General features: G+C 73.7%; 9 protein-coding genes. 5 read left to right on the top strand and 4 right to left on the bottom strand.

Going from position 1 to position 15369, the window contains the following annotated elements:
• Positions 1-207: 207 nt before the first annotated feature.
• Positions 208-5583, top strand: coding sequence for a pullulanase-type alpha-1,6-glucosidase (pulA, locus tag IE109_RS00750; protein WP_373297614.1), 5376 nt, complete (start codon positions 208-210; stop codon positions 5581-5583).
• Positions 5584-5752: 169 nt separating this feature from the next.
• Positions 5753-6103, top strand: coding sequence for a 5-carboxymethyl-2-hydroxymuconate Delta-isomerase (locus tag IE109_RS00755; protein WP_189548425.1), 351 nt, complete (start codon positions 5753-5755; stop codon positions 6101-6103).
• On the opposite strand, the gene IE109_RS00760 is transcribed toward IE109_RS00755, so the two are convergent.
• Positions 6095-6847: a TetR/AcrR family transcriptional regulator gene (locus tag IE109_RS00760; protein WP_189548426.1), complete on the bottom strand. Its 753-nt coding sequence runs from the start codon at positions 6845-6847 to the stop codon at positions 6095-6097. The genes IE109_RS00755 and IE109_RS00760 overlap by 9 nt on opposite strands.
• A gap of 40 nt (positions 6848-6887) precedes the next feature.
• On the opposite strand from IE109_RS00760, the gene IE109_RS00765 reads away from it, so the two are divergent.
• Together IE109_RS00765 and IE109_RS00770 are read left to right on the top strand one after the other, a co-directional pair.
• Positions 6888-7214 (top strand): hypothetical protein, encoded by a 327-nt coding sequence (locus IE109_RS00765; RefSeq protein WP_373297596.1) that lies wholly within the window; start codon positions 6888-6890, stop codon positions 7212-7214.
• A gap of 71 nt (positions 7215-7285) precedes the next feature.
• Positions 7286-7765 (top strand): hypothetical protein, encoded by a 480-nt coding sequence (locus IE109_RS00770; RefSeq protein ID WP_189548428.1) that lies wholly within the window; start codon positions 7286-7288, stop codon positions 7763-7765.
• A gap of 186 nt (positions 7766-7951) precedes the next feature.
• Here the strand turns inward: IE109_RS00770 and IE109_RS00775 are convergent, their stop codons facing one another.
• Entirely contained in the window at positions 7952-9913 is a 1962-nt protein-coding gene (locus IE109_RS00775; RefSeq protein WP_189548817.1) for a hypothetical protein, read from the bottom strand.
• Between the two features lie 21 nt (positions 9914-9934).
• Positions 9935-13009 (bottom strand): alpha-N-acetylglucosaminidase, encoded by a 3075-nt coding sequence (locus IE109_RS00780; RefSeq protein WP_189548429.1) that lies wholly within the window; start codon positions 13007-13009, stop codon positions 9935-9937.
• Positions 13010-13111: 102 nt separating this feature from the next.
• On the opposite strand from IE109_RS00780, the gene IE109_RS00785 reads away from it, so the two are divergent.
• Positions 13112-13603, top strand: coding sequence for a hypothetical protein (locus tag IE109_RS00785; RefSeq protein WP_189548430.1), 492 nt, complete (start codon positions 13112-13114; stop codon positions 13601-13603).
• Positions 13604-13773: 170 nt separating this feature from the next.
• Here IE109_RS00785 and IE109_RS00790 read toward each other — a convergent pair whose 3' ends face one another.
• Complete coding sequence (locus tag IE109_RS00790; protein ID WP_189548431.1) at positions 13774-15267, bottom strand: DUF1996 domain-containing protein; 1494 nt, start codon at positions 15265-15267, stop codon at positions 13774-13776.
• Positions 15268-15369: the final 102 nt, after the last annotated feature.

A 15369-nucleotide genomic window follows, 5' to 3' on the forward strand; every position in this document is an offset into this window, starting at 1 on the left:
CGCTCACCCGGCCCGAGCCCCGTGCCGGGCCCCGCCCCGGCCCCCGGCCCGGCCCTCCGGCCCCGGCACGGGCCGTCCCGGCACGACGCCCCCGGCCCCGACCCGACCCGATCCCGTCCGACCCACCGGCCGCCCCGCGCCCCACCCGGGCCCGGGGCGGCACGCCACCCCCGTCCCCGCAACCCTCATCGAGGAGATCCCGCCTTGATACGCCCCCGATCCCTGCCGCGCGCCCCGCGCCTCCCGCGCAGAACCGCGGCCGCCCTCGCGGCGGCGACGGTCGCGGCACTCGTCCCGGCCCTGCCGGCGACCGCCGCGCCCGCGCCCCCCGCCCCGCCGTCGGACAGGGCGCTCGCGGGCGAGCCCGCCCGGCACGACCTGACCCGCGAGCAGTTCTACTTCGTCCTGCCCGACCGGTTCGCCAACGGCGACCCGGGCAACGACCGCGGCGGACTGACCGGGTCCCGGCTCACCACCGGCCACGACCCCGCCGACAAGGGCTTCTACCAGGGCGGCGACCTCAAGGGCCTCACCGAGAGGCTCGACTACATCAAGGGCCTGGGCACCACCGCCATCTGGATGGCGCCCATCTTCAAGAACCAGCCCGTCCAGGGCGAGGGCAAGGACGCCTCGGCCGGCTACCACGGCTACTGGATCACCGACTTCACCCAGGTCGACCCGCACTTCGGCACCAACGCGGACCTGGAGAAGCTCATCGACAAGGCCCATGCCAAGGGCATGAAGGTCTTCTTCGACGTCATCACCAACCACACCGCCGATGTCGTCGACTACAAGGAGAAGTCCTACGACTACCTGTCCAAGGGCGCCTTCCCGTACCTCACGAAGGACGGCGTCCCCTTCGACGACGCCGACTACGCCGACGGCACCGAGCCGTTCCCGAAGACCGACCGCGACTCCTTCCCCCGCACCCCGGTCGTCCCCGACGCCAAGAAGAACCTCAAGGTCCCCTCCTGGCTCAACGACCCCACGATGTACCACAACCGGGGTGACTCGACCTTCGCCGGCGAGTCCTCCACCCAGGGCGACTTCGCCGGCCTGGACGACCTGTGGACCGAGCGCCCCGAGGTCGTCGAGGGCATGGAGAGGATCTACCAGCGGTGGGTGCGCGACTTCGACATCGACGGTTTCCGCGTCGACACCGTCAAGCACGTCAACTCCGAGTTCTGGACGCAGTGGGCCACCGCCCTCGACGCGTACGCCGCCAAGCGCGGCCGTGACGACTTCTTCATGTTCGGCGAGGTGTACTCCGCCGACCCCGCCGTCACCGCCCCCTACGTCACCCGGGGCCGTCTCGACGCCACCCTCGACTTCCCCTTCCAGGACGCCGCCCGCCGTTACGCCTCCCAGGGCGGCCCCGCCGGCAAGCTCTCCGAGCTGTTCGCGCAGGACTACCGCTACACGACCGACAAGGCCAACGCCTACGAGTCGGTGTCCTTCCTCGGCAACCACGACATGGGCCGCTTCGGCACCTTCCTGAAGCAGGACAACGCCGAGGCCGGCGACGCGGAGCTGGTCAACCGCTACCGGCTCGCCAACGAGCTGATGTTCCTCAGCCGCGGCAACCCGGTCGTCTACTACGGCGACGAGCAGGGCTTCACCGGCGCGGGCGGCGACAAGGACGCCCGCCAGACGCTCTTCGCGTCGAAGACCGCCGACTACCTCGACGACGACCAGCTCGGCACCGACCGGACGCACGCCACCGACGCGTACGACACCGGCCACCCCCTCTACCGGTCCATCGCCGCCCTGTCCCGGCTCACCAAGGCCCACCCGGCGCTCCGCGACGGCGTCCAGACCGAGCGGCACGCCGACGACGGCCGGGGCGTGTACGCCTTCTCCCGTACCGACACCAGGACGCGCACCGAGTACGTCGTCGCCGTCAACAACGCCACCGCCCCGAGGACCGTGGAGCTCGCCACCGACTCCCCGGACACCGCCTTCCGGTACCTGTACGGCGGCAAGGGCGCCGTCACCGGCGGCGGCCACCGGCTGAAGGTGACCGTCCCCGCCCTGTCCTCCGTCGTCCTCAGGGCCGGCAAGCCCGTACCCGCCCCTGCCACCGCGCCCACCATCGCCCTCAAGGCCCCGGCCGCCGGCGCCACCGGCACCGTCGAGATCACCGCGGACGTCGACGGCGGCGGCCTGAACCGGGTCGTCTTCGCCGCCCAGACCGGCGACGGGAAGTGGCAGAGCCTCGGCTCCGCCGACCACGCCCCCTACAAGGTCACCCACCACGTCCCCGCCTCGGTGCGGGCCGGCACGCCCCTGCGCTACAAGGCCGTCGTCGTCGACAGCACCGGCCGCACCGCCGGCGCCCTCGCCGCGACCACCGCCGGACAGGCACCGAAGCCCGGCAGGCCCAGCGCCGTGGACCGCGACTACGCCGTCGTCCACTACCAGCGGCCCGACGGCGACTACGAGGGCTGGCGGCTGAGGACGGGCGCGGCGGGGGCCACCGCCGCCGCCTTCACCGGCCGCGACGCGTACGGCGCCTTCGCCTGGGTCAAGGTCGAGGACGGCACCGCGTCCGTCCCGTACACCGTCGAGAAGAACGGCACCACCGACGGCCCGCGGCGCACCCTCGACCTGGCCGCCACCGGCGAGGTCTGGATCAAGCAGGGCGCGGACGGCCAGCAGGACAAGGCCCCCGGCGGCGCCTACCCGCCGCAGGACCAGGGCAAGGCCGTCATCCACTACCACCGCCCCGACGGGAACTACGACGGCTGGGGCCTGCACACCTGGACCGGCGCCGCCACCCCCACCGACTGGTCCAAGCCGCTCCAGCCCGTGCGGAAGGACGCCTTCGGCCTCACCTTCGAGGTGCCGCTCGCCCCGGGGGCCACGTCCCTCTCCTACATCGTCCACAAGGGCGACGAGAAGGACGTCCCCGCCGACCGGTCCCTGGACTTCGGCACGTACGGCAAGGAGGTCTGGCTCCTCACCGGTGACAGTGGCTACCTGCTGCCCACCACCGGCGCCGCACCCGCCCTCGACCTCACCAAGGCCGAGGCCCAGTGGATCGACGCGAACACCGTCGTCTGGAAGGTGAAGGCCACCCCCGGCACCAGCACCCAGCTCGTGTACGACCGGGTCGGCTCCCTCACCGCGACCGGTGGCGCCCTCTCCGACGAGGGCCGCTGGCTGCGGCTGAACCCCGGCACGCTCACCGACGCCCAGAAGGCGATGTTCCCGCATCTCGCGGAGTACCCGGCCTTCACCCTCGACCCGCGCGACCGCGACCGGGTGCGCGACGCCCTGCGCGGCCAGGTCGTCGCCACCCGGCGCGCCGCCAACGGAGCCCTGCTCGCCGCCACCGGCGTCCAGATCCCGGGCGTCCTGGACGACCTGTACGGCGCGCGGGCGCGGCACAAGGCCCTCGGCCCCGTGTTCCGCGACGGCGTGCCCACCCTCTCCGTCTGGGCGCCGACCGCCCAGCACGTCGCCCTCGAACTCGACGGCCGGCGCGTGCCCATGAAGCGCGACGCGACCACCGGCGTCTGGTCCGTCACCGGCGGCAAGAGCTGGAAGGACAAGCCCTACCGGTACGAGGTTAAGGTCTGGGCGCCCGCCGCCGGCAAGGTCGTCACCAACAAGGTCACCGACCCCTACTCCACCGCCCTCACCGCCGACTCCGCCCGCAGCCTGGTCACCGACCTCGCCGACCCGAAGCTCGCCCCGGCCGGCTGGACGACCCTGAGGAAGCCCGCCGCCACCCCGCTGCGGGACGCGCGCATCCAGGAGCTGCACGTCCGCGACTTCTCGATCGCCGACCGCACCGCCAAGCACCCCGGCGGCTACCTGGCCTTCACCGACAGCGCCTCCGACGGCATGAAGCACCTGAGGAAGCTGGCCGGCAGCGGCACCTCCCACGTCCACCTGCTGCCCGTCTTCGACATCGGCACCATCCCCGAGAGGAAGCCGGACCAGGCCACCCCGGACTGCGACCTGAAGGCGTACGCGCCCGACTCCGACGAGCAGCAGAGCTGCGTGTCGAAGGCCGCCGCCAAGGACGCCTTCAACTGGGGCTACGACCCGCTGCACTACACCGTCCCCGAGGGCTCCTACGCCTCCGACCCGGACGGCACCCGCCGCACCGTCGAGTTCCGGCAGATGGTGCAGGGCCTGAACAAGGCCGGGCTGCGCACCGTCATGGACGTGGTCTACAACCACACCGTGGCGAGCGGCCAGTCGGACCGGTCGGTCCTCGACCGGATCGTCCCCGGCTACTACCAGCGGCTGCTCGCCGACGGCACCGTCGCCACCTCCACCTGCTGCGCCAACACCGCGCCCGAGAACACGATGATGGGCAAGCTCGTCGTCGACTCGGTGGTCACCTGGGCCAAGGAGTACAAGGTCGACGGCTTCCGCTTCGACCTGATGGGCCACCACCCCAAGGCCAACATCCTCGCCGTCCGCAAGGCCCTCGACGGGCTCACCGTCGCGAAGGACGGCGTCGACGGCAAGAAGATCATCCTGTACGGGGAGGGCTGGAACTTCGGCGAGATCGCCGACGACGCCCGCTTCGTCCAGGCCACCCAGAAGAACATGGCCGGCACCGGCATCGCGACCTTCTCCGACCGGGCCCGCGACGCCGTACGCGGCGGCGGCCCCTTCGACGCCGACCCCGGCGTCCAGGGCTTCGCCTCCGGCCTGTTCACCGACCCCAACACGTCCACCGCCAACGGCACCCCGGCCGAGCAGAAGGCCCGCCTCCTGCACTACCAGGACCTGATCAAGGTCGGCCTCTCCGGCAACCTCGCCTCCTACACCTTCACCGACACCTCGGGCCGGAAGGCCAAGGGCTCCGAGGTCGACTACAACGGCGCCCCCGCCGGCTACGCCGCCGCCCCCGGCGACGCCCTCGCCTACGCGGACGCCCACGACAACGAGACCCTGTACGACGCGCTCGCCTTCAAGCTCCCGGCGGCCACGTCCCCCGACGAGCGGGCCAGGATGCAGGTGCTCGCCATGGCGACCGCCGCGCTGTCCCAGGGCCCGGCGCTCTCCCAGGCGGGCAGCGACCTGCTCCGCTCCAAGTCGCTGGACCGCAACTCCTACGACAGCGGCGACTGGTTCAACGTCCTCAACTGGGACTGCCGGGCCGGCAACGGCTTCGGACGCGGCCTGCCGCCGGCCGCCGACAACAAGGACAAGTGGTCCTTCGGCAAGCCGCTGCTGGCCTCCCCGTCCCTCACCGTCGGCTGCCCGCAGATCACCGGCGCCTCCGCCGCCTACCAGGACCTGCTGAAGATCCGTACGACGGAGAAGGTCTTCAGCCTGGCGACGGTCGGCGAGGTGCAGGACGCCCTGTCCTTCCCGCTCTCCGGGACGGACGAGACCCCCGGCGTGATCACCATGCGCCTCGGGCACCTGGTCGTGGTCTTCAACGCCACACCGAAGGAGCAGGCCCAGCCCGTTCCCGCCCTGTCCGGCAAGGGCCACGCCCTCCACCCGGTCCAGGCGAACGGCTCCGACGCCACGGTGAAGAGGTCCTCGTACGAGGCGGCCACCGGCACCTTCACGGTCCCCGCCCGCACGGTGGCGGTGTTCACCCGGCGCTAAGGGCCGCCTTCCGGATCGGGCGGGGCCACCAGACCCCGCTTTCCGATCCGGCCTGATCCGAAGGACAGGACCTGGGCCCCCGGGGCGCCACGGTTCGGACAGCTGTTCCGGACCGTGGCGCCCCGCTCTATCGTGGCCCGGACGCCCACCACGACCAGGAGCCGCAGCCATGCCGCAGATCACCGTCGACTACTCCGCCTCCCTCGACGAGGACTTCGACCGCCGGGGCTTCGCGCTGGCCCTCCACCCCCTGGTCGTCGAGACGGTGGGGGCCCGGCTCGCCGCCTGCAAGACGCGCACGCGCCGGACCGAGGACACCGTGGTCGGGGACGGCGCGGCCGACGACGCCCTGGTGCACGTGGGCATCGACCTGCTCGCCGGCCGCAGCGACGAGGCCAAGGCGCGGCTGACGGAGGCCGTCCTCGCGCTCGTACCGGAGTTCGTCAAGCCGGCCGAGGGCCGCGCGCTGCACGTCTCCGCCGAGGTCCACGACCTCGACCCCTCCTACCGCTCACGCTGACGTACCGCCGGCGCGGAAGCCCGGGCCGGCGCTCCGCGCCGTCGCGGCGGGGACTTTCGGCAGCAGCGTCGCCAGCCGGTCGACCAGCTCGCCGAACGGGCCGTCGACCGGCTCGTCGGCCAGCACGTGCAGCAGCAGCGAGGCCATCTCCCCGTCGTACGCCGCGCTCACCGCCGCCAGCGCCGCGAAGTCGTGCACCAGTTGCAGCTGAAGCTCACCGCGCGGTATCCGCCGCCCGTCCAGCCACAGCAACGCCGTCGACTCGGTGAGCGACACCCACGACCGCACGACCAGCTCCAGACGGGCGGACGGGTCCGTGACACCGAGGTGGGCCAGGATCTGCTCGTACGCCGCCCGGCGCACCTCGTCGATCATGGCGTTCGCCGTACTGGAGCCGGCCGCCGGCCCGCCCCGCATCAACGCCGAGAACCCCGGCCCGTGCTCCTCCACGAAGTCGAAGAACCGCTCCATCACCCGCAGCAGCCGGGCCCCCAGCGGACCCTCGGGCGGCTCGACGAACCGGTCGGCCAACTCGTCCGCCGCACGCCGCAGCGCCGCCTCGTACAGGCTCTGCTTGCCGGGGAAGTAGTGGTACACCAGCGGCCGGGAGATGCCCGCGGCGGCGGCGATCTCGTCGATCGACACCTCCTCGGGGGAGCGGCGGCCGAACAGCTCCAGCGCGACGCCGATCAGCTGCTGTCTGCGCTCCTCGACGCCCATCCTGCGGCGCGTCCCGGTCGTCATGCGAACAGCCTAACCGCCGCGCCCGACAGCCCTTCGAACAGTGGCCCCTACACAGTTCGCTACGCTGCCGGGCATGACCACATCCGACCCCGAATCCCCGGCCCCGCGCACCGGCTTCACCCCGCGCCAGGCCCGGCGCCTGCGCATCGCCGCGGCGTCCGTCCTGCTGGTCGCGCTGGCGGTCGTCCTGGTGCTCCGGCTGGCCAGCCGGACCTCCGTCCTCGTGGTCGGCGTCTACGGACTGGCCATGATCCTGTGCGGTGTGGTCATCGAACTCAGCCGCAACGGCCGCACCCGTCTCGGCACCTGGCTGCTCGCCACCGGCCTGCTCGCCGCCCTCGCCGCCGACTGGCTCCTGCTGCCGTAAATGACCGGAGATCTCGCCGGGAATGATCTACGCTTCGAGTATCGAACATGTGATCCAGGGGAGGGGTGTTCGTGCTCAAGACGTTCAAGGGGGTCGTCGCCGGGGCGGCGCTGATGGGGGCCACCGTCCTGGGGGCGGGCACCGCGGTGGCGGCTCCCAACTGGCAGCCGGTCGTCGGGCCGTTCTACGACTGCGAGAAGGCCGTCGAGCACCCGGCCGCACCGGGGGTCAGATTCCAGGGCTGCCTCGTCGTCAGCGACCTGGGCAAGGCCCAGGTCGTCCTCGTGGCCAACAACTTCTCCGGCAAGCCCGTCACGATGAGCGGCGGCATCACCAGTTCCTTCGGTGACGCCGGGTGCAACGAGAAGACGCTGCCCACCGGGACGAACCACGCCTGTTACGGTCCGACCGATGTCGTCGAGGACTGCTGGGAGTGGCACGCCAGCCAGGGCGGGCCGTACGGCGGTTACGTCACGCTCACCGTCAACGGTGTCCCGCACCGGGTGAAGTCGGCGGCGGTGTGCCTCAACTGGGGCGAGCCACCGTTCTGACGGGACAGGCGGTGGGGCACCGGCCGCCGGTGCCCCACCGCCTCACAGATCCGGCGCCGGCCGCCCGCCGCGACAGCGCGAGATGCGGAGCAGCATCGCGTCGTGCCGCTCCGCGTCCCTCAGCGGCTCGCCGCGGCGGGTCCGCCCCGCCCTTCACCACGCGCGGCTCCAGCACCCCGCCGGGGCTCAGCGAAGGGACGTGATCTTCGTGCCGTCCTCCAGCCGCCCCGTCAGCTCGACCTGCTCGCCCGGCTTGCCCGGCACCTCCACGGCGAGCAACCGGGCGTCGTCCACGCCGCCCGTCGCCCCGCCCGCCACGGTGACCGACGCCACCTGCGGACTGCCGGCCGCCAGCATCCACCACCGCCCGTCCCCGGACCGCCACAGCGCGCCCGCCAGGACGCGCGGCTCCCGCGTCCCGCACGCCGGGGAGTCCTCCGCCTTCGCCACGACCGCACCCGCCTTCGCGGACGGCGCCTGGAATTGCGCCAGCACCGAACCTCCCGTACCGCGCCAGGTCTCCATCCGCGTGCACACCCAGGCGGCGGTGCCCGCCGTACCGGCCGCACCCGGCAGCTCCTGCTCGGCGAACCGCCAGGAGTTCACCGCCCGGACGCCCTTGGCGCGCACCGCCGGCAGCAGACACGCCGTGCGCGCCCACTCCGCGCGCGCCCCGGCGCCCGCGTCCGCCAGGTCGGCCGGCGCGGACGGCGGGCCCGACGTCAGCCGGACCGGGGCCAGCTCCCCGAGGTCGGTGAGGGTCCGGGTCGCCGAGCCGTCCCGCACCTCCAGCACGTCCCACGCCCGGCACTCGCTCGGCGCCACCGGGCTGAGCAGCGCGTCCGTCACCCCGTGCGCGTCCCGCTCCAGCGGGCGCGCCCCGGCCGACGGGGCCAGCAGGTCGCGCGCCGACACCTCGCGTACCCACGGTGCCGTCAGATACCGCACGTTGGCGTGGGTGCGCCCCACCACCAGGGCGGCGGACGCGGCCGTGTCCGCGCCGTCCGTCCGGGCGAAGTCCAGCGCGGCGCCCTCCGTACCGTCCTTCGGCTCCGCGTACCGCACCGCCCGCAGACCGTCGTGGAACAGCACCACCCGCGCCTGGTCGACCTCACCGGCGAACAGCAACTGCGGCGGCCCCATCGGCGGCCCCGGCGGGGTGCCGGGCGTGGCCGACACCTGCACGGTGGCCCCCGGACGCGCCCACACCGCCAGCGCACGCCGCAGCAGCGCCCGGTCGCCGACCAGCGCGCCGCGCGCCGGCCACACCGAGAAGTCCGTACGCTCCGAGCGCTGCCAGGCGGCCGGGGCGACCCGCCGCAGATTGACCGGGTCGAGCGCCGCCTCCGACACCGGATTGCGCGCGTACGACGGCGCCGCCGCCCCGTCCGGACCCCACCCGTCGCCCGGCAGCCCCAGCAGCGCCCCGCACACCACGGCGGCCGCGAGCGCCGCCAGCGCCGCCTTGCCGTGCTGGCGCCGCCGCATCAGGTCCGTGGGCCGGGCCTGCAACGAGCAGGGGTCGAACTCGGGCGACTCCAGCAGCCCGGCGGCGCCGGTCCCGCCCGGCGCCTCCACCGCGTCCGCCTCGGCCAGCGCCGCCTCCGGGTCCGCGACCCCGGCGGCCGCCAGCACCCGCCGCACCTCGGCGTCCCCCTGCCGCTCCAGCCCGCGCAGCACGTACGCCGCGCGGCCGGGCCCCGACAGGGACGCCAGCCGCTGGTCCAGCGCCAGTTCGTCGGCGCCCCCGGCACGCGGGAACAGCCGCAGCCCCCACACCTGGGGCAGCAGCGGCGGCAGCTGCGCCCGCCTGGGCCAGGCCCTGCGCCGCAGCGGCAACCCGGCGTCCAGGGCCTGGCGCAGCACCCGGGCGCGCACGTACGCGTACCCGGGGTCCACCGCGTCCTCGGGCCGCCGCTGCCCCGGCATCCCGCCCTCCCCGCCCGAGGCGCGGCGGCGCGGCAGCGAGCGCTGCGCCACGGAGTGCGCGGTCAGCACGCGGCGGTTGCGGCCGAGGTCGGACGGCAGCACCAGATAGGCGATCCGCACCAGCCTGGGGTAGTGCTCGACGAGGGCCGCCTCGGCCTGGTCGACGTCGACGGGTGCGGGGGCGGGGGCGGCGAGTTCCTGGGTGCTCACGTTCAGCAGAACGAGCGAATCCGGCGATGGTCACCTGCCGGGCGCGTCCCCCCAGCCGCCCACCGCGCTGAACACGGCCGTCCCGCGCGTCCCGCCACCACCGTCCATGGCGGTCATGAACAGGCCCGCGTCCTGCGTGGCCGCCGCGCCCGGCACCCGGACGGTGGCGACCGTACGCCAGGTGGCGCCGCCGTCCGCCGAGCAGGATCCGGTGACGCCGTCCGCCGCGCGGGACAGGCGCAGCAGCACCGGCGCCCCGGCGCCGGTGACCCTCCGGTAGGTGTCGAGCGTGCCGTCCCCGTCCGCGTCCCAGGACAGCACCACGCCGTTGCGCGGGGTCACCGCCAGGTTGAGGAAGCCCGGCGCCCCGGGGGTCCCCAGCAGGTTCCGTACGACGATCCCGGCACGGGCCCAGGGGCCGGTGGCGTCCTGCGCGTCCACCCGGACGGTCAGCACCGCGCCGTCGCGGAAGACCCCCTCCTCGTAGAGGGCGCCGAACTCCTCGGTGCCCTTCCACAGGTCCCGGCCGCCACCGTTGACCGCGTACCGGCCCCCCGCCTGCCCGAAGACGGCCCCGTTGCTGGTGTACGTGCGCCACCGCCGGTCCAGGGGCCCCGCCAGGTACAGATCCCCCCGGTGCGCGGTGGTGACCGGCGCCTCGCCCTCGGGGCCGTAGGTGGCGAGCACCTCGCAGGGCAGTGGTTCCACCGGGGCGGCGAGGGGGCCGGCCGGGGCGGCGACGCCCCACGAGACGGTCCCCGTGCCGGCCGGCGGGACGGACGGGAGCCGCAGCGGCGGCTGGTCCCCGAAGCCGGTGAGGACCAGGCTCACGGGGCCGGTGGCGCGCAGGCCGTTGACGTTCCGGAAGGTGGCGGTGACCCGCGCGGCGGCGCCCGGGGGGAGGGCCGCCGGGGTGCTGCTGACCGTGACGGCGCCCTGGAAGGGGGCGCGGGCGAGGGTCTCGTGCACGCGCCGGGCCGTGCGGTACGGGTCGTGCGGGGGCCGGAGGGGATAGGGCCGCGTCCCGCGCGTCCAGGGCTCCTCGATCGCGTACCAGTCGAAGGCCCTGGGCGCGCGGCCCTGCGCGAGGGCGTCCTCCAGTTCGTCGAGGTAGGCCCGCCAGTGGGGCAGGTGGAAGTCGGCGATCAGCCCGGACCAGTCGCGGTTGGCGTAGTTGGCGAGGCGTCCCCCGTCGGCGGTGGGGCGGTCGCCCCAGGTGGTGACGAGCACGCGGGCGGTGCGCTCCAGGCCCTCCCGGCGCGCGTCGGCCAGCCAGGGGCCGAGGAGGAACGCGTGGTGCGAGCCGGTCATGTCGTCGCTCAGCCGCATCAGCCGCAACCACAGCCGGGACAGCGCGCGGAAGGTGTCCAGGTCCTCGCGCGCGTACGCCGTCCCGAGCTGTCCGATCAGCTGCCAGGAGCGGTTGGCCAGCACCTGGCGCCCCAGGTCGGTGAGGTCGTGGCGGTACGCGTCGGAACGGCGCAGCGGCTCCCGTACGCCGAGCAGCGCGGCGAACGCCCCGTCGAAGCGGGCCGGGTCGAACGCCGGGGTGTGCGTGGCGTAGTGGGCGCCGGAGCGGGCGGTGAGGCCGGGGCGCGCGGCGAAGACCGAGTCGTGGGGGCGGCCGTCGCGGCTGGTGATCCGGTACGCGGTGTCCCGCAGGACGGCGAAGGCCTCGCGCGCGCGTGCGTCCCGGCCGCCGTAGCGCAGGTCGGCGTACCGCTCGAACCAGCGGGTGCGGTCCACCGGTTCACGCCGCCAGGCCAGCTCGGAGAACAGCTCGAAGGCGGCCGGGTCCCGCTCGGCGGCCTCCGGCATGTAGGCCGTTCCGGCGAGGGCGGAGCCGGGCTTGTCGCGCCAGGCGGTGAAGCGCTCGGTCCACAGGTGGGTCTTGGCGCCGATGGTCGTCCTGCCGCCGAAGTTGGGGATGGTGCCGAAGGCGTACGGGACGCCGCCCCAGTCCTTCTCGCGGTCGGTGACGGTCTCCAGGTCGGACAGCCCGTCGACGACGAGGAGCCCGCGCGGGTCGAGCGCGTCGAGCAGGTCGCGGCGCGGGTTGCCCTGCCAGCCGAGGATCACCCAGATGGCGCCGGGGCGGGCGGCGCGCAGGGCGGCCTGCACCGCGCGCGCGGCCTCGGGGACGGGTACGTCACCGGCCGAACCGCCCTCGTGGAGCAGGTCCATCTTGAAGTGCCGCACCTCGCCGAAGAGGTCCGCCTGGTGGCGGTAGAAGGCCTCCGCCACGCGTGCGAAGACCTCTGTGCGCGGGTCGAGCCAGTCGGGGCGCTCCAGGCCCGCCCACATGCCCTGCGGGATCGTCCGGGCGCCCGGGTTGCGGTCCGCGAAGCCGCCCGGGACGGTGCCGAAGTAGCCGGGCAGGACGGGGCGCATGCCGAGCTCGCGCATCCGGTCCGCGATGCGGCGGCCCAGCGCCGCCCGGCGGGCGATCAGCTCGGGGCGGAGGGGGCCGCCGTACCCGCTCATGTTCTGCAGCAGCCACCAGGGCTGGTGGGAGGGGGCGGGCAGCCAGGCGCGGGCCTCGGCGTCCGTGTACCCGAAGTCCCGCAGGAGGCGGTGGTAGACGGCCTCCTGCCCGGTGGTGACGAGGACCTCGTTGCAGCCGTGCAGGGCGAGGACGTCGATGAGCCGCTCCCAGCGCGCCCAGTCGGCGTACGGCGCGGTGTACCCGTCGTGCGTGTCGTTGAACGCGAACCGGTGCGGGACGGTGGCCTCCCGGGCGAGCGGCTCGCGGGGCGCGGGCAGGCGGGCCGGCAGGTCCACCTGCGTACCGGCCCAGGAGATGTGCGCCCGGCACCGGTACTTCAGGTACCAGTGGACGCCGGTGAGGGCCGTGCCGGGGCCGGTGGCGGCGACCTCGACGCGCCCGGTGGCCCCCGTGACCCGGAAGCGGTCCGGGCCGCCGTGGAGCGGGGTGAGCCGGATCTGGTCCGCGTGCCCCGGCAGCAGCCGTTCGAGGGCGGCGCGGGCCGGGCCCATGCGGTTCTCCTCCGGGAGGGCGGACGGTGGCGCGGCCCCGGTGAGGGGGGTGCCCACGCCGATCGCGCCGGCGGCCCCCAGCAGCGTTCGTCTCGACAGGTCGGTCACGGCGCGCTCCTCCACGATGTGACGGAACATCAGGTGCGGACGTGTCGCACGTTACTCGGCGTTCGCCCCCTGAGCCGGGGTGCGAACCGGCACGATGGCCGGATGCGTACGGAGCGAACTCGTTTGGCGTTGCTGACGGCCGTCCTGGTGGCCCTGGCCCTGCCCGCCGCGGCGGCGTGCGGCACGGGCGGAGAGGACCCCGACGCCGCGCCGGAGACGGCGACGGGCACCCTGGAGGAGCTGGCGGCGAAGGTCGCGTGCGACCCGAACATACAGACGGACGCGGAGGAGATCCGCCAGGCCAACTGCAGGACGAAGGAAGGCGCCTATGTGCTGGCCACCTTCGCCACCGACCGCGGCCAGCGCGAGTGGATCAACGAGGCGAACGACTACGGCGGCGCGTACCTGGTCGGCCGCAAGTGGGTGGCGGTCGGCGAGGAGAAGGTGGTCACGGCACTGCGCGACCGGCTCGGCGGGGAGGTGGAGGCCGGCTCCGCGCACCACTCGGGGAGCGGCGGTGGTGCCGGGGAGCACGAGGGGGAGCGCGACGGGAAGGGCGGCCACGACGGCCACTCGGGGCGGCACGGGAGCTGATCCGCGAGCGGACGAGGGGCCGGACCACCACCTGGTGGTCCGGCCCCTCGTCCGCTCGCACGGAACGGTGGTACCGGTCGTCCGGCCGGTCGGTCCGGCGCGGCCGGACGACCTCGTTCAGGATCCGCCGGGGTGCCGGGCGCGCCCCGGCCGGGCGCGCCCGGCTCCGGTCAGGCGCACCGGCGCCCGCCGTTGATGCAGCTCACCATCTGCTGCATCAGCCGTTTGCTGAAGACGTTGATGAAGTCCCCGTGGTCGGTGACCGGCTTGTGGAGCTGCTCGGGGAACGAGTCCACCGCGAACACGGACCCCTGCGGGACGTCGTAGACGATCCGCTGGACGAGCTGGGGGATGGCGCGGAACCCGTTGGGGCAGCGGCCGTTGCCGTCGGCGAAGGCGACGTGCGTGCGGTGGTTGGCGCTGTCGGTGTTCCGGCCGTCCCAGCAGCTCTGGAACTTGAAGGAGCGGACGACCTGGCTGCCCTGGGGGCAGATCGGGTACTTGTCCTTCAGCTGCCGGTCCTCGAAGCCGGTGCAGCTCCAGGAGGCGTTGGCGTTCGCGACACCGTTGGTGAACGCCTTGGCGTCGCCGGTGATGATGCGCAGGAACTTCGGCATGGCCGTGACCTTGCCGGCCGGGCTGCCGACGAAGTTCATCGTCACCTGGCTCGGAGTGAGGATCTCGCCGACGTTCTGGTCCTTGCCGCCGCCGTCCGCGTTGGCGTCGTTCTCGTTCTGGCCGTTCTGCAGGCGCAGCACCGGCCAGAAGTAGGAGGACTTGTCGCCCTGGTTGCGGCAGGTGGTCTGCCCGTTGGCGAGGTCGTCGTCGCTGGCGAAGGCGTCGTTGGCCTGGTTGCCCACGTAGTCGTGCATATGGTGGGCGCCGTTGCTCACGCCGGGCGCCACGATCACGTTGTCCGGGTTGAACTTGCCGTTCTGGTTCGTTCCGCAACTGGTGGTGAAGGTTCCCCGCGAGGCACCCCGCGACTTGCGCGGGCTGCGGACGTTGGGCTGGACGTTCCGGATGTCGGTGAAGTCGCCCGCCACGGGACCGTTGCCCGCCTGGCCCTGCCCCTGGCCTTGTCCCTGTCCTTGGCCTTGTCCCTGTCCTTGGCCCTGGTCCTGTCCTTGGCCCTGACCGCCCTGCTGCTGGTCGCCGCCGTTCTGGTCCTTCACCTGGTCGGTGTCGTCCGCACGCAGGGTGCACGGGGCGAGACCCTGCAAGCCCTCGGGGCGTTGCGCGACGCGGTCGATGGCGATCACGATGCGCTCGATCGCGGCCACCCGCTTGTCCTTCAAGGGATTCAGGATCGCGTTCTGCGCGAAGGCGGGATCCTGCTGGATCCGTTGCCGCTGGTCGGCGAACCGCTGGTACGCCTCGGTGATCTGGGTGTCCATGTTCGCCAGTTCCCGGTCCACTTCGGCGCGTGCCCGGTCGGGCACCGCCGGAAGTCCGTTGGCGACTTCGGGGCAGTCGATGGTGGACATCCGCTGTCCGGCGGCGTTCAGCGGCCTCTGCTGCTGTGGGCCGGACCAGTCGGACCAGCCCTCGCCGGCGGAAGCGTAGACGTTGGCCGCGATCAACCCGCCGCCGCCCAGTATCAGGGCAGCCGAGGCGGCGATCGCCCGGTTGGCCAGTGTCGAGCGTTTTCGTGTGCGTCGCATGGAACTCCAATCCTGGGCGGGGTGAACCGCTCCGTTCCATACGGGCGTCTTCCGGGGCTCGTTCAGCCCCCTTCGTCAATTCGTAGAAACCCACATTCCCAA

It is taken from the genome of Streptomyces lavendofoliae (assembly GCF_014649735.1).
GTDB lineage: Bacteria > Actinomycetota > Actinomycetes > Streptomycetales > Streptomycetaceae > Streptomyces > Streptomyces lavendofoliae.